This is a genomic window from Pseudomonas sp. Sample_24 (assembly GCF_004307605.1).
Lineage (GTDB): Bacteria > Pseudomonadota > Gammaproteobacteria > Pseudomonadales > Pseudomonadaceae > Aquipseudomonas.
Map to the genome: position 1 here is coordinate 1 of NZ_RCNW01000021.1, position 18,716 is coordinate 18,716.

At 58.7% G+C, this 18,716-nt stretch carries 25 protein-coding genes; 7 read left to right on the forward strand and 18 right to left on the reverse strand.

The genetic code is table 11. The features are described from left to right. Positions 1-101 precede the first annotated feature (101 nt). The 3 genes from D8V06_RS00890 to D8V06_RS00900 form a co-directional block, all read right to left on the reverse strand. Positions 102-257 (reverse strand): KGG domain-containing protein, encoded by a 156-nt coding sequence (locus tag D8V06_RS00890; protein WP_082557648.1) that lies wholly within the window; start codon positions 255-257, stop codon positions 102-104. Between the two features lie 116 nt (positions 258-373). Continuing rightward, positions 374-1,720, reverse strand: coding sequence for a GGDEF domain-containing protein (locus tag D8V06_RS00895; RefSeq protein WP_056856054.1), 1,347 nt, complete (start codon positions 1,718-1,720; stop codon positions 374-376). An 82-nt stretch (positions 1,721-1,802) separates the two neighbouring features. Continuing rightward, positions 1,803-2,441, reverse strand: coding sequence for a LysE family translocator (locus D8V06_RS00900; RefSeq protein WP_130906932.1), 639 nt, complete (start codon positions 2,439-2,441; stop codon positions 1,803-1,805). 153 nt (positions 2,442-2,594) lie between these two features. Here D8V06_RS00900 and D8V06_RS00905 point away from each other — a divergent pair, with 153 nt between their 5' ends. Together D8V06_RS00905 and D8V06_RS00910 are read left to right on the forward strand one after the other, a co-directional pair. After that, positions 2,595-2,834 (forward strand): ribbon-helix-helix protein, CopG family, encoded by a 240-nt coding sequence (locus tag D8V06_RS00905; RefSeq protein ID WP_130906931.1) that lies wholly within the window; start codon positions 2,595-2,597, stop codon positions 2,832-2,834. Further along, the gene (locus D8V06_RS00910; protein ID WP_130906930.1) at positions 2,824-3,108 is read left to right on the forward strand and encodes a type II toxin-antitoxin system RelE/ParE family toxin; all 285 of its coding nucleotides are present in this window, start codon (positions 2,824-2,826) and stop codon (positions 3,106-3,108) included. The genes D8V06_RS00905 and D8V06_RS00910 overlap by 11 nt, the downstream gene beginning before the upstream one ends. A 73-nt stretch (positions 3,109-3,181) precedes the next feature. Here the strand turns inward: D8V06_RS00910 and D8V06_RS00915 are convergent, their stop codons facing one another. From D8V06_RS00915 to D8V06_RS00930, 4 genes are all read right to left on the reverse strand, one after another. Then, positions 3,182-4,513 carry an MFS transporter gene (locus tag D8V06_RS00915; protein WP_130906092.1) on the reverse strand — a complete coding sequence of 444 codons (1,332 nt, stop codon included), beginning with the start codon at positions 4,511-4,513 and terminating at the stop codon, positions 3,182-3,184. A 76-nt stretch (positions 4,514-4,589) separates the two neighbouring features. Further along, positions 4,590-5,513 (reverse strand): hydroxymethylglutaryl-CoA lyase, encoded by a 924-nt coding sequence (locus tag D8V06_RS00920; protein ID WP_130930276.1) that lies wholly within the window; start codon positions 5,511-5,513, stop codon positions 4,590-4,592. Continuing rightward, positions 5,510-6,703, reverse strand: a complete 1,194-nt coding sequence (locus D8V06_RS00925) for a CaiB/BaiF CoA-transferase family protein (RefSeq protein ID WP_130930277.1) — start codon at positions 6,701-6,703, stop codon at positions 5,510-5,512. The genes D8V06_RS00920 and D8V06_RS00925 overlap by 4 nt, the downstream gene beginning before the upstream one ends. A 234-nt stretch (positions 6,704-6,937) precedes the next feature. Then, the gene (locus D8V06_RS00930; protein ID WP_130930278.1) at positions 6,938-7,846 is read right to left on the reverse strand and encodes a LysR family transcriptional regulator; all 909 of its coding nucleotides are present in this window, start codon (positions 7,844-7,846) and stop codon (positions 6,938-6,940) included. A gap of 154 nt (positions 7,847-8,000) precedes the next feature. Here D8V06_RS00930 and D8V06_RS00935 point away from each other — a divergent pair, with 154 nt between their 5' ends. Continuing rightward, positions 8,001-9,020 carry a DUF4917 family protein gene (locus D8V06_RS00935; RefSeq protein ID WP_130930279.1) on the forward strand — a complete coding sequence of 340 codons (1,020 nt, stop codon included), beginning with the start codon at positions 8,001-8,003 and terminating at the stop codon, positions 9,018-9,020. A 148-nt stretch (positions 9,021-9,168) separates the two neighbouring features. Here the strand turns inward: D8V06_RS00935 and D8V06_RS00940 are convergent, their stop codons facing one another. Continuing rightward, a complete protein-coding gene (locus D8V06_RS00940) occupies positions 9,169-9,711 on the reverse strand; it encodes an XRE family transcriptional regulator (RefSeq protein ID WP_056856062.1) in 543 nt (180 codons plus the stop codon). Between the two features lie 111 nt (positions 9,712-9,822). On the opposite strand from D8V06_RS00940, the gene D8V06_RS00945 reads away from it, so the two are divergent. Continuing rightward, complete coding sequence (locus tag D8V06_RS00945; protein WP_056856063.1) at positions 9,823-10,605, forward strand: aldolase; 783 nt, start codon at positions 9,823-9,825, stop codon at positions 10,603-10,605. A gap of 31 nt (positions 10,606-10,636) precedes the next feature. Further along, positions 10,637-11,524, forward strand: coding sequence for a dihydrodipicolinate synthase family protein (locus D8V06_RS00950; RefSeq protein WP_130930280.1), 888 nt, complete (start codon positions 10,637-10,639; stop codon positions 11,522-11,524). Positions 11,525-11,627: 103 nt separating this feature from the next. Here D8V06_RS00950 and D8V06_RS00955 read toward each other — a convergent pair whose 3' ends face one another. The 3 genes from D8V06_RS00955 to D8V06_RS00965 all read right to left on the reverse strand — a co-directional run bounded on the left by D8V06_RS00955 (position 11,628) and on the right by D8V06_RS00965 (position 13,050). Continuing rightward, entirely contained in the window at positions 11,628-11,972 is a 345-nt protein-coding gene (locus D8V06_RS00955; RefSeq protein ID WP_056856065.1) for a YegP family protein, read from the reverse strand. 177 nt (positions 11,973-12,149) lie between these two features. Beyond that, on the reverse strand, positions 12,150-12,455 hold the full coding sequence (locus D8V06_RS00960) for a ribbon-helix-helix domain-containing protein (protein WP_056856066.1): 306 nt from the start codon (positions 12,453-12,455) through the stop codon (positions 12,150-12,152). A 13-nt stretch (positions 12,456-12,468) separates the two neighbouring features. Then, positions 12,469-13,050: a DJ-1/PfpI family protein gene (locus D8V06_RS00965; protein WP_056856067.1), complete on the reverse strand. Its 582-nt coding sequence runs from the start codon at positions 13,048-13,050 to the stop codon at positions 12,469-12,471. A gap of 270 nt (positions 13,051-13,320) precedes the next feature. Here D8V06_RS00965 and D8V06_RS00970 point away from each other — a divergent pair, with 270 nt between their 5' ends. Next, positions 13,321-14,211: a DMT family transporter gene (locus D8V06_RS00970; RefSeq protein WP_056856068.1), complete on the forward strand. Its 891-nt coding sequence runs from the start codon at positions 13,321-13,323 to the stop codon at positions 14,209-14,211. Between the two features lie 114 nt (positions 14,212-14,325). On the opposite strand, the gene D8V06_RS00975 is transcribed toward D8V06_RS00970, so the two are convergent. The 3 genes from D8V06_RS00975 to D8V06_RS00985 all read right to left on the reverse strand — a co-directional run bounded on the left by D8V06_RS00975 (position 14,326) and on the right by D8V06_RS00985 (position 16,318). Next, positions 14,326-15,543, reverse strand: a complete 1,218-nt coding sequence (locus D8V06_RS00975; RefSeq protein WP_130930281.1) for an SAM-dependent methyltransferase — start codon at positions 15,541-15,543, stop codon at positions 14,326-14,328. A gap of 138 nt (positions 15,544-15,681) precedes the next feature. Further along, positions 15,682-16,038, reverse strand: coding sequence for a hypothetical protein (locus D8V06_RS00980; RefSeq protein WP_130906084.1), 357 nt, complete (start codon positions 16,036-16,038; stop codon positions 15,682-15,684). Continuing rightward, positions 16,031-16,318: an ogr/Delta-like zinc finger family protein gene (locus D8V06_RS00985; RefSeq protein ID WP_130906083.1), complete on the reverse strand. Its 288-nt coding sequence runs from the start codon at positions 16,316-16,318 to the stop codon at positions 16,031-16,033. The genes D8V06_RS00980 and D8V06_RS00985 overlap by 8 nt, the downstream gene beginning before the upstream one ends. A 300-nt stretch (positions 16,319-16,618) precedes the next feature. Between D8V06_RS00985 and D8V06_RS00990 the strand changes: the two genes are divergently transcribed. Beyond that, complete coding sequence (locus D8V06_RS00990; protein WP_130906082.1) at positions 16,619-17,044, forward strand: helix-turn-helix domain-containing protein; 426 nt, start codon at positions 16,619-16,621, stop codon at positions 17,042-17,044. Between the two features lie 6 nt (positions 17,045-17,050). Here D8V06_RS00990 and D8V06_RS00995 read toward each other — a convergent pair whose 3' ends face one another. From D8V06_RS00995 to D8V06_RS01010, 4 genes are all read right to left on the reverse strand, one after another. Next, positions 17,051-17,347, reverse strand: coding sequence for a phage holin family protein (locus tag D8V06_RS00995; protein WP_130906081.1), 297 nt, complete (start codon positions 17,345-17,347; stop codon positions 17,051-17,053). Then, a complete protein-coding gene (locus D8V06_RS01000) occupies positions 17,347-17,703 on the reverse strand; it encodes a putative holin (RefSeq protein ID WP_130906080.1) in 357 nt (118 codons plus the stop codon). Before D8V06_RS01000 ends, D8V06_RS00995 begins: the two co-directional genes overlap by 1 nt. Then, a complete protein-coding gene (locus tag D8V06_RS01005) occupies positions 17,700-17,984 on the reverse strand; it encodes a helix-turn-helix domain-containing protein (RefSeq protein ID WP_130906079.1) in 285 nt (94 codons plus the stop codon). Before D8V06_RS01005 ends, D8V06_RS01000 begins: the two co-directional genes overlap by 4 nt. 132 nt (positions 17,985-18,116) lie before the next feature. Further along, positions 18,117-18,716: TPM domain-containing protein (locus D8V06_RS01010; protein ID WP_130930282.1), on the reverse strand; the 600-nt coding region annotated here is incomplete at its 5' end.

Below are 18,716 nucleotides of genomic sequence, written 5' to 3' on the forward strand. Positions count from 1 at the left end.
TTGCGTAATCGGGTGGCCATCCGGTTCATGGTCGCGCCCTCCTCTTAAAATTCAAACGGGAGCTTTCGCTCCCGCTTCTCAATCAAAACTACCAACATCCATTACTTGGATTTCTGTGCGGGCTTACGACCCATATCGGGCTTAGGCTCTTTGTCGACAGTCGTGGTGGTAGTTTTCCCACCTTTGCGACCGGCTTCAGACGCCTTCGTTCGATCGTTGGAGAAGTTTCCCGAGTTCGAGTTTCTTGAGTTAGGCATGATTCTCTACCTCTTGGTAATGATCGCGGCGAGCTGTAGCCCGCATAGAATCTGAATTTTCGCGATGCAAAAGGTTTAGAAAATCTGGAATCGCCACGACGAACGGTGAGATTTTTTCAGACGAGCCGCAGGTGATGTTCACGCTTGGCGGTGTACATCGCTTCGTCGGCATGCCGGAACAACTGCTTTTCTTCCGTACCATGTTCTGGGTATTGCGCCACCCCGATGCTTGGCTGGATGCTCAGGCTGTGGCCGTCCAGACGCAACGGCGCGGCCAGCACCTGACGGATTTTCCCGGCCACGCAGTCAGCATCGCCTGAGGCGTGGATGCTGTGCAGCAACACCACGAATTCGTCACCGCCAATGCGCGCCACGGTATCGGTTTCGCGCACGCAGCCCTTGAGTCGATTGGCCACGGTTTGCAGGAGCATGTCGCCCACCGCATGGCCGTGGGTGTCGTTGACCTGTTTGAATCGGTCGAGGTCGACATACAGCAGCGCCATGCGTCCGCAATCTGCGCGGGCCGCTTCGATTGACAGCTTTAACCGGTCACGCAGCAATTCGCGGTTAGGCAGTTGGGTCAATTGATCATATTGGGCCATGCGTTGCAGGCGTGCGTGCAATTGTTTGCGCTCGATCGCCGTCGCGACCTGGGCGCAGACGTACTGCAACAGCTCTTTATCCTGCTCGGTATAGCGCTCGCCACCGGGGATGCTTTTGACGATCAGTGCGCCAATGGTGCCGTTTTGCGAGTTCAGCGGCACACCCAGCCAGCACGGCGAATTCTGCCCGGTCACCAGTAATTCGAACCCTTCGGGTGGATTATCCTGGCCTGGGGTCAGCAGGATCGGCATGCCGCTGCGAATGACCTCGGCGCACAGACGCCCGGTCATTGTGCCGGGCTGTTCGGGTTGGGGTTCGTGATCGTCGACGTGATACGGGAAATTCAGCTGCGCGCAATGCTCGTCATACAACGCCACGGAAAAGTTCAGCGCTGGCAACCATTCACCAATGATCAGGTGGATGCGTTTGAACAACGCCAGCAGGTCTTCCGCCGCATGGGCCGCTTCCGAAATCGCGTACAGCGCCGCTTGCCGGGACTCCGCCTGCTTGCGCTCGGTAATGTCGCGGGCCACGGCGATGCGCAACTGATCGACCTCCGACCAACGCGCCGACCAAAGAATGTGCACCACCTGGCCGTCCTTGCGCAGGTAGCGGTTTTCGAAATTGAGCTTGGGCTCGCCGCCCATGATTTCGCGTGCAGCGTCCAGGGTTCGCTGGCGATCGGCCGGGTGCACCAGATCGATCATCGACTGGCCGATCAGTTCGTCAGGGCTATAGCCGAAAATGCGCTCGCAGGCGGCACTGACAAAAACGAAGCGACCCTGTTTGTCGACCGCGCAAACGGCGTCCAGCAAGAGATCGATGTAGCTCGCCATCGGAGCGGAATTTCTGGAGGTCATGGTGCCGAGCGCGTGTCCGAACAATGCAACAATATAAAAACCATCCCGTACGTGTGCGACTGATGCATCCCGGCAATCAGCGTCAAGCCTTGTTCGTCACCAGCCCCGGCAGCGCATGGGCCAAGGCGTTGATGGCGAAGCCGATGAACATCACCCCGCACAACCGGGTGATCGCCAGTTCATGCCGTTGATACAAGGTACGTACCCGGCGCGCCCCGACAATGCCGATGAGGATAGCGTAGGCGACAAGGCCGCCGACGAAGCTCAGGAAAATCAGCCAGGGCAACATCGACCAGGTCAGCAACTCGGCGCGGCTGGACAACAACGCCGTGAACGTGGCTACCGCTACCGGGTAGGCCTTGGGGTTGGTCAGGCCGAACAGGATGCCATGCCAGAACGGCTGACGCGCCGGGCCTTGCGGCGCTTGGGCACTTTGGCGGCGCACTCGTACTGCACGCCAGCCAAGCCAGAACAGAAAGAGACCGCTGAGCACGCCCAGTACGTCAAACGCGGTGCTGCCGATTTCTCGCGCCCCGACAATCGCCACCAACGCAGTGCTGCACCAGATCACATCGCCCAGCAAATGCCCGCAAAGAAACCCCGCCCCTGCCCGTCGCCCATGCGCCGCGCCGATGCCAAACACAGCCAGTACGCCGGGCCCCGGAGTGATGCCGTAAATGAATCCCGAGGCGAGAACAGCCATCAGCAGCGAGGGGGTCATGGGAAGTCCTTTTGAACTTTCTGGTGAATGGGCGCCAGTCTATATCAGGTCATTGCCTGTCGACCGAAACATCTCGACAGACGAACGGGATGGCAGCGTCCACAGGATGGCGGTGTAGTATGTTGTATTACAAACCACTACATCGAGACCATCATGTCCGTTATGTCTCTGCGCGTACCAGACGATATCGCCGATACGCTCGCCAGTCTTTCCAAAGCGACGGGACGCAGCAAATCCTTTTTGGCGGTCGACGCCTTGCGCGAATACCTGGCCCGTGAAGCGTGGCAAATCGAGGAGATTCAGAACGCTTTGAAAGAAGCCGATGAAGGTGACTTCGCGACCCAAGAAGAAGTGGACGCTATCGCTGGTAAGTGGACGGCCAATGCGCGTTGAGTGGTTGCGTACGGCATTAAAGAATCTCGATGACGAAGCAGCGTACATCGCTATCGAGAATCCTGAGGCAGCAGCAGATTTTGTTCAGGCGATTATCGCCAGCGTGGATCACCTTGCCCGATTTCCAGCGACAGGTCGTGAGGGACGTTTACCCGGTACCAGAGAATGGGTGGTGCCAGATCGCCCTTATTTGATTCCCTACCGGGTTCGCCAAGGTCGGCTTCAGGTACTACGCGTTTTTCACACGCGCCGACTTCCACCTTCAAGTTGGTGAAGTCTGAATCGCAGCCTTCGGCAGCTCACACAGGGATGCGTGGTCCTTGTGGGCTGCCGTAGCCTGCGAATCGTCAGATCTTGTCGAGCGTACGCAGCTTCTGCGGCAGCCCCCACATCAGCAGCGCCACGGCGATGAGCGCACAAACTCCAATCACATACAACGCCGGTGTGGTGCTGCCGGTCAGGTCTTTGATGCGTCCAACCATGACCGGGCTGACAATGCCGCCAAACTGACCCAGGGTGTTAATCACCGCAATCCCGCCCGCAGCTCCCGCGCCCGCACCGGCCAGCAATTTCGGTGGCAGGGTCCAGAAGCTTGGGATGGAAGCGATGATCCCGGCGCCGAGCAGGCCCAGCGCAACGATCAGGAAAGTCGTGTGGTTGGCGAAGATTCCCGCACAGAAGAAGCCGACTGCGCCCACCGCTACCAGACCCGCGACAAACTTGCGGCGCTCGCCGCAAGCATCAGACAAACGCCCAATCACCACCATGCTGATCGCACCGCAGATGTACGGTATCGCGGTCAGCAGACCAATCATCACCGGGCTCTCGGTCCCTGCGCTGCGGATCAGTTGAGGCGCCCAGAAGTTCAGGCCATAGGACGCCACTTGAATCAGGAAGTAGATCAGGCCGAGGGTCAGGAAGCCCGGAATCCGCAGCGCCGCGAGCAGCGAGCCGCCGCTCTTATGCGGTTCATGGTGAGCGATGCGACTGGCCAGCAGTGTCTTTTCCGACGGTGTCAGCCAATGGGCGTCTTCGATGCGGTCCTTGAGCAAGGTCAGTACCAACAGCCCGAGACCAATGCATGGCACGCCGCCGAGCAGGAACAACCAGTGCCAGCCACGCATTTCAAGAAAACCATCCAGGTGTTGCAACACCAGTCCGGAGAACGGTGCACCGACCAGACCGGCAAACGCTGACGCCAGGAACAACATCGACGTGATGCGCCCACGATAGTGCTGGGGGAACCACAACGTCAGGTAATACAGCACACCCGGCGCAAATCCGGCCTCCATCGCACCGATCAGGAATCGCAGGACGTAGAACTGCCATTCACTGTTGACGAACACCATCAATGCGGTGGCCAGGCCCCATGACATCATGATCCGGGCGATCCAGCGCCGGGCGCCGACCTTGTACAACATCATGTTGCTCGGCACTTCGAAAATCACGTAACCGACCACGAACAACCCGGCGCCGAGGCCATACGCGGTATCGCTCAGGCTCAGATCGGCCTGTAGCTGGAACTTGGCGAAGCTGATGTTGATGCGATCGAAAAAAGCGAACAGATAGCAGACCATGATCAGCGGCATCAGGCGCCAGGCGACCTTGCTGACCAGGGCTTTTTCTTCATCGTGGGTAACGGCCGGGCTCGCGCCGGCCTCCAGTGCATTAAGGCTCATTGTTTTCTCCAGGCGGACTTCCCTTGGGTGTCCGATTGTTTTTGTTGTCTGGTTGGTTTTTACAGGTCACGCGTCATCAGGGGACTGGATGCAAATCGCAATTGCGTCCAGCCTTGGCCAGCTGGCCTGGCACTTCATGGCCCAGCAGTGCCGGCAATCCTCGGGAAAGCTTCAGCAACAACGGCAGATCGATACCGGTTGGAATCCCGACTTCATCGCACAGGTTGACCAGGTCCTCGGTGCAAATATTGCCCGACGCACCCGGCGCGAACGGACAGCCGCCGAGCCCGCCAAGTGCCGCGTCGAAACGTCGGGCACCCGCCTCATAGGCGGCCAGCACGTTGCACAGGCCAAGGCCTCGGGTGTTATGAAAATGCAGGGTCAAATCCGCCGGCGATACCTGCTGCAACACCCGGCGCACCAAGCGCTCGACCTGGCGCGGATTGGCCATGCCGGTGGTGTCGGCCAGGGTGATGCCCTGGATGCCGAGCTCCTGATAGGCCTCGACGATCTGCAGCACCCGGTCTTCATCGATCTTGCCTTCGAACGGGCAGCCGAACGTGGTAGCGATGCTGGCGTTGAGTCGCACCTTGGAGCCCTGCACGAAGTGCACAATCTCGCCGAACGCGGCCAAAGAGTCTTCGCAGCGCATGCGCATGTTCGCCAGGTTATGAGTCTGGCTGGCGGACATCACCAGGTTCAGTTCATCGGCAGTGCAGGCCAGTGCCCGTTGCGCGCCCTTCAGGTTGGGGATCAACGCGACGTAGATCACCTCCGGTTGGCGAGTGATGCCCTTGAACACCTGCTCACCATCGCGCAATGCGGGAATGGCCTTGGGCGACACGAACGAACCGGCCTCGATACGGCTGAACCCGGCTAGCGACAGTTGATCGATCAGGGCAATTTTGTCGACGGTTTCAACCCAGGTCGGCTCGATCTGCAAGCCGTCGCGCGGGGACACTTCCTGAACGATGAGGCGCTCGGAATAATCAGTGATCATTGCACCACTCCTTCAGTTTTCAGGCGTTTGATGTCCACTTCGGTCAGGCCCAATTGCGCGAGGATATCGTCGGTGTGCTGACCCAGACCGGGGCCGGACCAGTTCACGCCGCCAGGGGTTTGCGAGAGTTTCGGCACGATGCCCGGCATCTTCACCGTGGCGCCACCCGGCAGTTCGGCGTTGAGCAGCATGTCCCGCGCCTGATAGTGCGGATCGGCAACAATGTCGGCCACCGAATAGATGCGCCCGGCCGGGACTTCGGCGGCTTCCAGCGCGGCCAGAACGTCGTCGATGGGCAGGCTGCTGGTCCAGTGAGTGATCGCTGCGTCGAGCAGATTGCTCTTGGCTGCACGCCCGTCGTTGTGGGCAAACTCGGGGGCGTCGGCCAGATCGTGGCGGCCGATGGTTTGCATCAGGCGCTTGTAGATGGGATCGCTGTTGCCGGCGATCACCACATAGGCGCCATCGGCCGTGAGGTAGGTGTTGGAAGGCGCGATGCCGGGCAAGGCACCGCCACTGCGCTCACGCACGTGGCCGAGCATGTCGTACTCGGGCACCAGGCTTTCCATGACGTTGAACACGCTTTCGGCCAGCGATACATCGACGATTTGCCCGCCGCCCTGCCCGGTCTTGACCCGCAGCAACGACATCAGCGCGCCGATCACCGCATGCAGCGACGCCAGGGAATCGCCGAGGCTCACGCCGACGCGCGCCGGGGGTGAACCCGGGGTGCCAGTGGTGTAACGAATGCCGCCCATGGCCTCGCCGATGGCGCCGAAGCCCGGACGGTCGCGGTACGGGCCGGTCTGGCCGTAGCCGGAGATCCGCACCAGGGTCAGGTTCGGGTTGAGGGCATGCAGCACATCCCAACCGAGACCGAGTTTTTCCAGTGCGCCGGGGCGCAGGTTTTCAATCAGCACGTCGGCGCTGGTCGCCAGTTGCTTGACCAGTTCGATGCCTTCGGGGGATTTCAGGTTCAGCGCCAGGGATTTCTTGTTGCGTGATTGCAGATACCACCACAACGAAGTGCCTTCGTGCAGCTTGCGCCATTTGCGCAAGGGATCACCCTGGCCCATGGCTTCGATCTTGATCACTTCGGCGCCGAACTCGGCGAGCATGCGCGCGGCGAACGGCGCGGCGATCAGCGTGCCGATCTCGATCACTTTGATTGCACTCAAGGGGGCAGTCATCGCGGGTACCTCTTGTTCTTGGAATATGGGCCAAGGCTAGAGGACGACGGGGCCTGCAATCCAACCTTCAGTTGGCAACGGGCGTTCGCGAAATGCGAACGCTTTCTGAGATCCTTGTGTCTTCAGGTCCGTCATCGCCAGCAGGCTGGCTCCCACAGGTTTTGCGGGTGCCGCGGACTCTGTGTGGGAGCTAGCCCTGCTAGCGATGAGGCCAACAGAGTCAACCAAGAACTTTCAGACCGCCCCCCGCAAATGCTCAAACAACAACCGACTCACCGGCGACAATGACGCCTCATCCCGCACCACCAGAATCAACGCCCGATCCGACCATTCATCCGTCAACGGCACCGCGTGTAACCCCAACGCTCGACCAAACAATTCATAGGCCCGCTGCGGCAGGATGCCGATGCCCATGTTGGCTTGCACCATGCGACACACCGCATCGAACCCCGGTACATGAATGCGGATGCGCAAGACTTTGCCAGCCTGCCTCGCGGCGGCGTGGGTGCGCATGTTGATCGAACTGGCGGCATGCAGGCCGACGTAATCGGAATCCAGGGTTTGCGCAAACGGCACCGATTCGCGTGATGCCAACGTGTGCTCGGGCAGCATCACCACCACCAGTTTGTCCTGACGGTACAACATGCTGTGCAGGCCTTTGATGTCGCTGTCGATGGAACAGATCCCGAGGTCCGCCACACCATCCAGAACCCCCTGAATCACCCCGGCGCTGGGACGTTCTTCGAGATCGGTCTTGACCTGCGGGTGCCGCTCGGAAAAATCCCGCAAGTCTTCCGGCAGAAACTGAATGATCGCCGACAGGTTGGCGAGCATCCGCACATAACCGCGCACCCCGTGGCTGTGCTCACCCAGTTCCAGGCCCATTTTCTCGACGTTGAACAGCATTTGCCGCGCATGATGCAGCAAGGTTTCACCGGCCGCCGTCAGCGTCATGCCCTTGGCCTGGCGCACGAACAGACTGATGCCCAGCGCCTCTTCCAACTCCATCAAACGCTTGCTCGCCGCCGACACCGCAATCGCTTCGCGCGCGGCAGCACGGGTGAGCGTGCCCTCTTCATGTACGGCGACAAACAGTTGCAGGGTGATCAGGTCGAGGCGGCGGATCAGGCTTTTTTGCAGCATTGGGCACTCGGCAAAGTCGGCTCAGGCGAAGGCGCAGCATAACGTCCTTCGTCCGGGCTGTGCCGGGGATGCAGCGCGCGACGAAAAATCTCCCCGCCCGGCATGATAAAGTCGCAGCCCATCAGCCCCTTTTGCCGTGAGTCGAAAAAACGCAATGACCGATTTCCTGGATGTCGATGCCCAACTTGAAGACTGGAACGCCTTGCGCACGAGCGCTGCGTTCAGCGGCCTGCTGGTGGGCAACGGTGCCAGCCGCGCGGTGTGGGATGATTTCGGCTATGAGTCGCTGTTTGAAAACGCTCGCACAGTGGAAGAAAAACCGCTGAGCCCATCCGAGCTGAGCGTGTTCGACGCGATGCAAACCCGCAGTTTCGAGCAGGTGCTGAGCGCACTGAAAACCACCAGCCGGGTCAACAAGGCCCTGGCCGTCAGCTCCGCCGCGCCGCGCAATCGTTACTACGCGATCAAGGAAGCGCTGATCAACACCGTGCATGCCGCGCACATTCCGTGGCGGTTGGTCCAGGCATCGACACTGGCGACGATCAACCAGGAACTGAGCACCTGGCGCACGGTGTTCACCACCAATTACGACCTGCTCAACTACTGGGCGGTGCAACACCAGCCCGAGACGATCACCGACCTGTTCCAGGGTGCCGAACCCGCCTTCGACCTCAGCACCACCGCCACCGATAAAACCCGCTTGCTGTACCTGCACGGCGGTCTGCACCTGGTGCGTAACCAGGACGGCACAGCGCGCAAATTGATGTCGACCGAGGGCACGTTGCTGGGCAATTTCGCCATCAACAACACGATCAAGACCCTCGACGACGTACCGCTGTTCGTCAACGAAGGGCCGAGCGCGGACAAACTCAAGACCATCCGCAGCTCCGATTACCTGTCGTTCTGCTACGAGCAGCTACTCGGCCATGGCGATGGTTTGTGCATTTTCGGGCACGCGCTGGGCGAGCAGGACAAACACATCATCCATGCCTTGCGCCTGGCCAAACCGCAGGTGCTGGCGATCTCGATCTATCCGCGCAGCAAGGCGTTCATCCAGCATCAGAAGCGGCATTACGCGAAGGTGTTCGAGGGGACGGGGATTGAGTTGCGGTTTTTTGATTCGAAGACCCATGCGCTGGGTAGCCCGAAGTTGGCCGTACCCGTTGAGGTCTGAGGCAAACGCCTGACCTGTGGCGAGGGAGCTTGCTCCCGCTCAGCTGCGCAGCAGTCGTAATCCTGCCCCTGCATGTTCTTTAAAAAATGCAGGGGGCCGCTTCGCAGCCCAGCGGGAGCAAGCTCCCTCGCCACCAAAACCGACCCACTCAGTCTTCAGCGCTATGCACCACTACCAGCAACTGCGCCTGCACCTCGCCCACCGAGCGAATCCGGTGCGGTTTCTGTGAGTTGAAGTGCAGTGCATCGCCTCGATTGAGCAGCACGCGTTCGCTGACGAAATCCACTTCCACCTGCCCTTCGTGGACGAACAGGAACTCCTCGCCCAAGTGTTCCTTGAAGGCCTTGTCGATGAACTCGGTCGGCGGGTAAATGATGAACGGCAGCAGGCTGCGTTCACTGACCTGATGGGCCAGCACCGCATAGCCCGGGTTGTCCTCGCTGGAACCCAAGGGTTGCCGTTCGTGGCTGCGCACCAGGCTGTAGCTGTCGACACTGACCTTGTCCTCCGAGAACAATTCCTCGACCTTCACGTTTAGCGCCTTGGCCAGTTTCAACGCAGCCGCAATCGACGGCGTGTTCAACCCGCGTTCGACCTTCGACAGATAACTCTTGGTCATGCCGGATTTTTCCGCCAATTCCTCAAGGGTTACGCCAAGCTTTTTTCTCAATAATTTCAAACGGATAGACATGTGGAGCGATTAATCCATCAAGAAGGTGACGAATTGTCCTTGCTAATGACACAAAGTGTCATATAGCATCTTTCGTGTCATCTGCATGACTCAGCCAAAGAGGACACCGATATGGCCAAGACATTAGCACTGCCCAAAGATCAACTGGTCAAGCAAGCGCTTAACCAGATGCAAAACACGTTGGCGGATAATACGTGGACCGACCGGCAAAAGCTGGCCCTGACCTGCCGCATTCTGTTCGAGAATGGCCACGACTCGGGTCTGGCCGGGCAAATCACCGCCCGCGGCCCACAACCTGGCACTTACTACACTCAACAACTGGGCCTGGGTTTCGACGAAATCACCGCGGGCAACCTGCTGCTGGTCAACGAAGACCTGGAAGTGCTCGAAGGCCACGGCATGCCGAATCCGGCCAATCGGTTCCACAGTTGGGTATACCGCGCACGACCGGATGTGAACTGCATCATTCACACCCATCCGACCCATATCGCCGCGTTATCGATGCTGGAAGTGCCGCTGCAGATTTCCCACATGGACCTCTGCCCGCTCTACGACGACTGCGCGTTCCTCGAAGGTTGGCCCGGCGTGCCGGTAGGCAACGAAGAAGGTGACCTGATTGCCGGCGCACTGGGGGACAAACGGGCGATCCTGCTTTCCCACCACGGCCAGTTGTCCACCGGCACCACCATCGAGGAGGCCTGTGTGATCGCACAATTGATCGAACGCGCCGCCAAACTGCAATTGCTGGCAATGAGCGCCGGGACCATCAAGCCGATCATTCCGGAACTGGGTCGCGAAGCCCACGACTGGATCGCACGGCCCAAGCGCCATGCCGCTGCTTTCAACTACTACGCCCGGCAGAACCTGCGTCAACACGCTGATTGCCTGAACTGACACCCCTGCCCTTTTACAACGGAGCGACACCATGTCCACCGCAAACATTCACGGCATCATCGGTTACACCATCACCCCATTCACCGCCAACGGCGAAGGCGTTGATCTTGACGCGCTCGGGCGTTCCATCGACCGCTTGATCGACGGCGGCGTGCATTCCATCGCGCCACTGGGCAGCACCGGCGAAGGTGCCTACTTGAGCGATGCGGAGTGGGATCAGGTCGCCGAATTCAGCATCAAGCACGTTGCCAAACGAGTGCCGACCATCGTCAGCGTGTCGGACCTGACCACTGCCAAAGCGGTACGCCGCGCACGTTTTGCCGAGGCCCATGGCGCCGATGTGGTGATGGTGCTGCCGACCTCCTACTGGAAGCTCAGCGAGGCAGAGATCCTCGCCCACTACCGCGCCATCGGCGACAGCATCGGCGTGCCGATCATGCTCTACAACAACCCGGCCACCAGCGGCACCGACATGTCGGTGGACTTGATTCTGCGCATCGTCAACGGCGTCGAAAACGTGACCATGGTCAAGGAGAGCACCGGCGACATCCAGCGCATGCATCAGCTGCAACGCTTGGGCGAAGGTCGGGTGCCGTTCTACAACGGCTGTAACCCGCTGGCGCTCGAAGCCTTCGCGGCAGGCGCGAAAGGCTGGTGCACGGCGGCACCGAACCTGATCCCGCAGCTCAACCTGGACTTGTATGAAGCGGTAATGGCCAATGATCTGGGCAAGGCGCGCGAGTTGTTCTATCGCCAGTTGCCATTGCTCGACTTCATCCTCAAGGGTGGCTTGCCGGCGACGATCAAGGCCGGTTTGCGCGAAACCGGTCTGGAGGTGGGTGATCCGCGGTTGCCGGTGTTTCCATTGGGCGAGGCGGGTATTGCTCAGTTGCAGAGCCTGCTGAACGCCCTGCGCTGATCGCCAATGTAGGAGCCGGCTTGCTGGCGATGCCGTTGTGTCAGCGACACAAGTGTTGATTAACACGACGCCATCGCCAGCAAGCCGGCTCCTACAAGAGTTTTTAGAGCACCGGCAAGGTCTTGTCCTTGATCACCTTGGTCGGCCCGTTGGCCTTGACGCTGGCGATGCCTTTCTCCATCGCGGCGTCGGAGGCATAGGATTCGCTGCTGCCGATGATCTCGTGGTTACCGGCCTTGAGATTGAAATAGGGATGGCCATCCTTGGTGGTTTTCTTCTCGTAGCGCTCATCCTGAGGGCTGTTGGCCTGGACTGACGCGATGCCTTTGTCGGCCGCGGCGCGGGTGGTGTACAGCTCGCTGGTCAGAATGGTTTCGGCGTTCGCCGCCTTCAGCACAAACCTGAACTGACCGCTGCTGTTTTTGCTCACTTCATACCATCCGGACATGCTGATTCTCCTTGGCGATTGAGAGGTTGCGCGCTTCAGAGTAAAGACCAGCCTGCTATTTCTGTCGCCTATAAAGGCCCCATCGCCAGCAGGCTGGCTCCCACATTGGACTGTTTGTACGCAATCCACTGTAGGAGCCAGCCTGCTGGCGATAGGGCCAGTAAGCACGCCGCAAACCTACCTGACTGAACGCTTCACCATCGACAATTCCGGAGCGATTGTCCGCCGCTGACTCAAATACCGGGTACAGCTCACCCGCAAAAACGAGGCGAAGTTCACCACTTCGCCACGGTAGTCCATCACTTCTTCATACAGTTTGGCGATCAACTGGTTGGTGGTCATGCCGTCGACTTCGGCGATTTCGCTGAGAATGTCCCAGAATTGGTTTTCCAGGCGCAGAGTGGTCACCACCCCGCAAATGCGCAGCGAACGGGAGCGCGATTCGTAGAGAATCGGGTCAGCCTTGACGTACAGCTCGCACATGACAGGTTCCTCGTTACAGCGTGATTTTGGTGCCCAGCAAACCGAGGAAACCGGCGAGCCAGTTCGGGTGCGCTGGCCAGGCCGGCGCCGTGGCCAGATTGCCTTGAACATGGCCGTCCGTCACCGGGATATCGATAAACGTACCGCCGGCCAGACGCACTTCCGGTGCACAAGCCGGATAAGCGCTGCACTCGCGCCCTTCGAGAATCCCGGCCGCCGCCAGCAGTTGCGCGCCGTGGCACACAGCGGCGATCGGTTTGCCGGCCTTGTCGAAATCGCGCACCAGTTCCAGGACTTTTTCGTTCAGACGCAGGTACTCCGGCGCACGACCGCCCGGAATCAGCACCGCGTCGTAATCCGCCGCGTTGACCTTGGCAAAGTCGAAGTTAAGGGCAAACAGGTGACCGGGTTTTTCGCTGTAGGTCTGATCGCCTTCGAAGTCATGGATGGCCGTGCGCACGGTCTGGCCGGCGGTTTTGTCCGGACACACCGCGTGAACGGTGTGGCCGACCATCAGCAACGCTTGAAAGGGGACCATCACTTCGTAGTCTTCGACGAAATCGCCGACCAGCATCAGGATTTTTTTAGCGGCCATGAGTAGGACTCCTCTTGGAAATGCATAGGAATATTCAAGGTAGTCCTTATCTGGCGGACCGGGTAACAACCGGCTACTACCCGAAGACCGCGTTTTCGTTCTTCGCGGGCAAGCCTCGCTCCTACAAAGAACACGCCAAATCTGTAGGAGCGAGGCTTGCCCGCGAAGAAGCCCTCAAACTGTACGGATAACTCTTCACCCAGCTGTTACAGCGGCTTGGGACGCGATTATGGCTAGATAACCGCACCCTCCACGATTCTGGTTGCCATCATGTCCTCGCGCGAAAACACCGGTATGGCCCTGGGCCTGCTTGGCGTTGTGATTTTCAGCCTCACCCTGCCCTTCACACGAATTGTCGTGCAGGAACTGCACCCGCTGCTCAATGGCCTGGGCCGAGCATTGTTCGCGGCGATCCCGGCGGCGTTGCTGTTGCTGTGGCGCCGGGAAAAATGGCCGACCTGGAAACAGATCAAAGGCCTGAGCCTGGTAATTGCCGGGGTGATTCTTGGGTTTCCGGTGCTGTCGGCCTGGGCCATGCAAACCTTGCCGGCGTCCCACGGTGCACTGGTCAATGGTCTGCAGCCGCTGTGTGTGGCGCTGTACGCCGCATGGTTGTCCCATGAACGGCCGTCGAAAGCCTTCTGGGCCTGCGCCGCGCTGGGCAGTGCGCTGGTGCTCGGTTATGCGCTGATCAGTGGTGCCGGCAGCATTCAGGCTGGCGACTTGCTGATGCTCGGCGCGATTGCGGTGGGTGGATTGGGTTACGCCGAAGGTGGCCGGTTGGCCAAGGAGATGGGCGGATGGCAAGTGATCTGCTGGGCACTGGTGCTGTCGACGCCGCTGCTGATCGGCCCGGTGGTGTATCTGGCGCTGCAACACCAGGGCGAAATTTCCGCCAAGACCTGGTGGGCCTTCGGTTACGTCTCGCTGTTTTCGCAGTTCATCGGTTTCTTTGCCTGGTATGCCGGGCTGGCCATGGGCGGCATTGCCCGGGTCAGTCAGATCCAGTTGCTGCAGATTTTTTTCACCATCGCCTTTTCCGCGTTGTTCTTCGGTGAACACGTGGAACCGATTACCTGGGTGTTCGCGGCCGGGGTGATCGTGACCGTGATGCTCGGGCGCAAGACTGCGGTGCAGCCGGCTCGTGTAGCTAGTGCATAACCCTGTAGGAGCCAGGCTTGCCGGCGGATCGCCAAGCACGTGTAGGAGCAAAGCTTGCTCGCGATGGCGATTTTGAGGACGCCATCGCGAGCAAGCTGTGCTCCTACAGAGTCATCATTTAATAAAGCCGTCGGCTCGCAGCAGCGTTTCCAGGCAATGCTCGGTGATCTGGTAGAACGCCTTCAATTCCTCGATCTTTGCCAGCAACTGCGTTGGATCGACCGGCTCGGCGCGTTTGACCGCCAGGATCATCTTGTTCTTGTTGGTGTGGTCCAACGAAATGAACTCGAACACTTTGGTTTCGTAACCACAGGCTTCGAGGAACAGCGCACGCAAACTGTCGGTGACCATTTCCGCCTGCTGGCCCAGGTGCAATCCGTATTGCAGCATCGGCTTGAGCAACGCCGGGCTCTGGATTTGCAGGCGAATCTGTTTGTGGCAGCACGGCGAGCACATGATGATCGACGCCCCGGAACGGATGCCGGTGTGGATGGCATAGTCGGTGGCGATGTCGCAGGCATGCAAGGCGATCATCACGTCCAGTTCACTCGGTGCCACGCTGCGCACGTCGCCGCACTTGAACACCAGTCCCGGATGCTCAAGCTTGGCTGCCGCGGCGTTGCACAAGGTGACCATGTCCTCACGCAGTTCAACGCCGGTCACTTCGCCCTCGGCGTTCAAGGTATTGCGCAGGTAGTCGTGGATGGCGAACGTCAGGTATCCCTTGCCCGAACCGAAGTCTGCAACGCGTACCGGTTTGTCCAGCGCCAGCGGTGACGAGGTCAGCGCATGGCTGAACACTTCGATGAACTTGTTGATCTGTTTCCACTTGCGCGACATCGCCGGGATCAGCTCGTGCTTGCTGTTGGTCACACCGAGGTCGGAGAGGAACGGTCGGCTCAAATCCAGAAACCGGTTCTTCTCGCGGTTGTGTTCGGCGGACGGCACTTCACGCAATTGCTGGGGTTTGCTCTTGAACAGCGAACTCTTGCCCTTTTTGCTGTATTCGAGCTGGGCTTCATCGGTCAGCGACAGTAAATGCGCATTTTTGAACGATGCTGGCAGCAAACCGGCAATGCTTGCCACGCCTTCGTCCAGCGGCAGGTTCTTGGTGATGTCACGGGTTTTGTAGCGGTAGACGAACGACAGGCAAGGCTGCGTCTTGACCGTCACCGGTTTGATGATGATCCGCTGCAGATCGATTTCATCACCGACATATTTGGCCAGCACCAGTTTGATAAAGGCGTTTTGCTCCAGGCTGGTTTGCAGCAAGTGGATGAATTGGGTGTGATGATCCGGCGCGAGGCTGGCGGGAGTGGCGGTGACAGACATGGAAAAACGGCCTCAGGCAATTCGAATCGGGAATGCAGGCTATTTTAGGGTGCATGGATTTTTTGGGCACGGAGTTATTTCACGCCAGGTCCTGGGGCCACCGCCCAAGACCTGATTGCACACACAGAAACTTCTGTATTACACCAATCGAAGTTTGCGATTACTCGGTGAGTTGATCACGTATTTGACGATCAGCCCCACAGGCACCGCCCAAGTAAGCCCGTTGACGGGGTCGGTCACCACGGCGACAGTTTCTGAACTCGCGGCGATATCCAGACGCCGCCGGTCATTGCACGACTTGAGTACTCCATAGGCATGACTGACCAGCTTTTCCGCCATGTGCCGGGGCACCCCCATACACTGCATGTGTTTTACGGCACGGCAGAACAACACTTGGTCATCTGACAATCCGTCACTTCCATGACGGGCCAGAAACCCTTGGGCAATAATCAATAGCTCATCATCCAACTGCAGACTTTCATCGATTTCATTCATGAGTCAATGCCTGTGACGGATCCGTCGAAACGTTGCTTTGAACCACAGGCCGGGCAGCATGGCGCAAGTCGGGGTCGGCAAAGGGTAAACGTACGGCCGGGTTGGGCATTCCACTGGGAGAGAGCTCGTGGGTCATTTCGAACTCGGCGCGAACCGACCAGCCGCATGCCTCCGACGTACATTGCAGATAGGCTACTCGCAGAAAGATATGACGACCCTCGCTGGTTCGAATGCGCATCCGGCTCAAGCAGTGCGGACATACCATTTTGTAAGTACTCATGCCCGATTCCCCGTAGTCATTTGGTGGTAATCGACATGACCAACCGCAATACTGCCACCCGCGTTGATCGCCGCAATCCGTCCTTGCAAGACAAGCCTGCCGGACAAAAGGAAGTGCAATGGGCAGATATGGGATGGGTAACAACCAAACTCGTAGGAAATCACCCTGATACCATTAGGAAGTTTCGACATCGTATTCTTCTGACTCATAGTTGATGATTGATTACTTACAAGAAAAAAAGTACTCATTTCGCATACGTTAAGCACGATTAAAGCATATGTCAAAAGGAAGAGGCTCAAATTGCGTAGCAAAAAATCACAAGCTGTTCTGGCGCGACTGAAACAAATCACCAATACAAAAAGCGATGCTTCTTTGTCTTCAGCGCTGCAAATCAGTCCGCAGACCCTCAGCAGCTGGAAAGGTCGTGACAGCACGCCATACTCATTATGCGTAGAAATCGCACAGACTCGTGGCATCTCCCTTGATTGGCTGCTGCTTGGCGAAGGTCCGATCATGCGAACAGCGGTGACCGAATCAGTCGCGCACCATCAGGACAGTACGGTTCGTGAAGATGCGATTCTCGCGCTGTGGAGATCACTCAACGAAGAAGATCGCTGTGCCATTCAGAATGCATTGGAGGAAAAGCGCCGCTTGCGGGAAATGGAACTTCAACTGGCAGAAATCGCCTCTATCCTGTCGACCCTCCAACAGTCGAATAACCCATGAAACCTGCTAGGGCCTGATATCGAATGCCTTCGCAGCTTGCCACAGCGTAACGATCCTTCCACCGCTTCTGATGATCAGCATGCACAGGAAAAAACTGGCTACCGCATGCCATGGGCTCACCGGCACGAATGTCAAAAAAACATCCATCCCGGCAACGCAGGACAGTCCTCCGCACAGACTGGTCACCAGTCCTTCACGCCAGCAGTGATGCACTTCATCACGCTGATAGCAGGCCAGCCTGACCGCACTCAACAAATGAGCAATACCGGTAAGGAAGACCAGTGCAATCATTGCATAGCCCATCACCCCCGACCTCTCAAGTGCTTGAGAATGTCGCCCAGCCCGGCCCCGTCGATCCAGAGCATGAGCTTGATGCTGATGGGAATGACGACCATCGCGCAGAGAAACGCCGTCACGCCGACTGTCAGAAAAGGAACCATCGGCAGCGCGACGGGCGTAAACAGATATCCGACTCCCGCCGACAATAACCATGAGCCGATACGCTGCCAGGCCTTGAAATTGCTGCGAGTAGTGGTTACCAGCCAGGCTCCCAGCGATGCACCGAACAGGACCTCCCCGTCAATCGAAGGCAATGTCGAAATGCCCAATCCCAACAGAAGGCCGCCGATGCTGTTGTAGGTCGATTCAGCCAGGCTCATGGGACACCTCGCGATTCGATTGAAGCAAGGCTGATGGCTCCCACTTCAATCGCCTTGAGCAGAGCCGCACTGCGCGAACTGACGGCGAACTTGCGGCGAATGTTGGAGAAGTGAAAGTTGACCGTGGACACGGAGCAGTTTTGAATCCTGGCGATCTCCCAGGACGTTTTACCCTTTAAGCACCACAGTAGGACTTGTGTCTCTTTTGCAGTCAGTTTCGCCGGCAGATCGATTTCGCTCGCTGCCTCATGCAAAGAGTCATGTTTTTGATGCGCTGGCATGAGAACTCCCTCTACGTCAGAGCGGCCGCCTCGAGGCGTTCGCTTATAGAGGGATGTTGAAGACTGGCCCTGCGTCGGACAACTTGCCCGGGTTGTGCCGCCACAGGCTACAAAAACGCTCCACCTCAAGGGTTAGGCGAGTACCACCAAGCGATTCGGCAACTCATTGCGAACATGGGTCACCGGCACGTGCACCTTGAGCAATTCACCGCACGCCTCGACGCAACTGACAAAGCCTTGCAGCGTCTGCCCTTGCCGGACTTGCTGGGTGAATGCAGCGACTATTGCGTCCCAGTTCTTGTTGTCCAGACGCCTGGAAATGCCCTCGTCCACCAGGATTTCCACGTAGCGCTCGGCTTCAGAAACAAAAATCAAAATGCCGGTGCTGCCTTCGGTGTGGTGCAGGTTCTGCTCCAGAAACTGCCGACGGGCCAGGTTCGAAGCGCGCCAGTGACGCACCGAGCGCGGGACCAAATGGGTGGTGACTTTCGGTAGCCGGAACAGCAGGCACAACACAATGAAAGAAGTCCATTGCACCATGAGCAGGCTATGCAGGGTCAGCCAGCCGCTCAGGTAATGCACGATCCCCGGCACCACCAGCGCCAGCAGGCTGGCCCACAGCAGCGGGATGTACGCATAGTCGTCGGCGCGGGCAGCGAGCACTGTGACCAGTTCGGCGTCGGTGTCACGCTCGACCCGGGCGATCGCCTCGGCGACTTTGCGTTGTTCGTG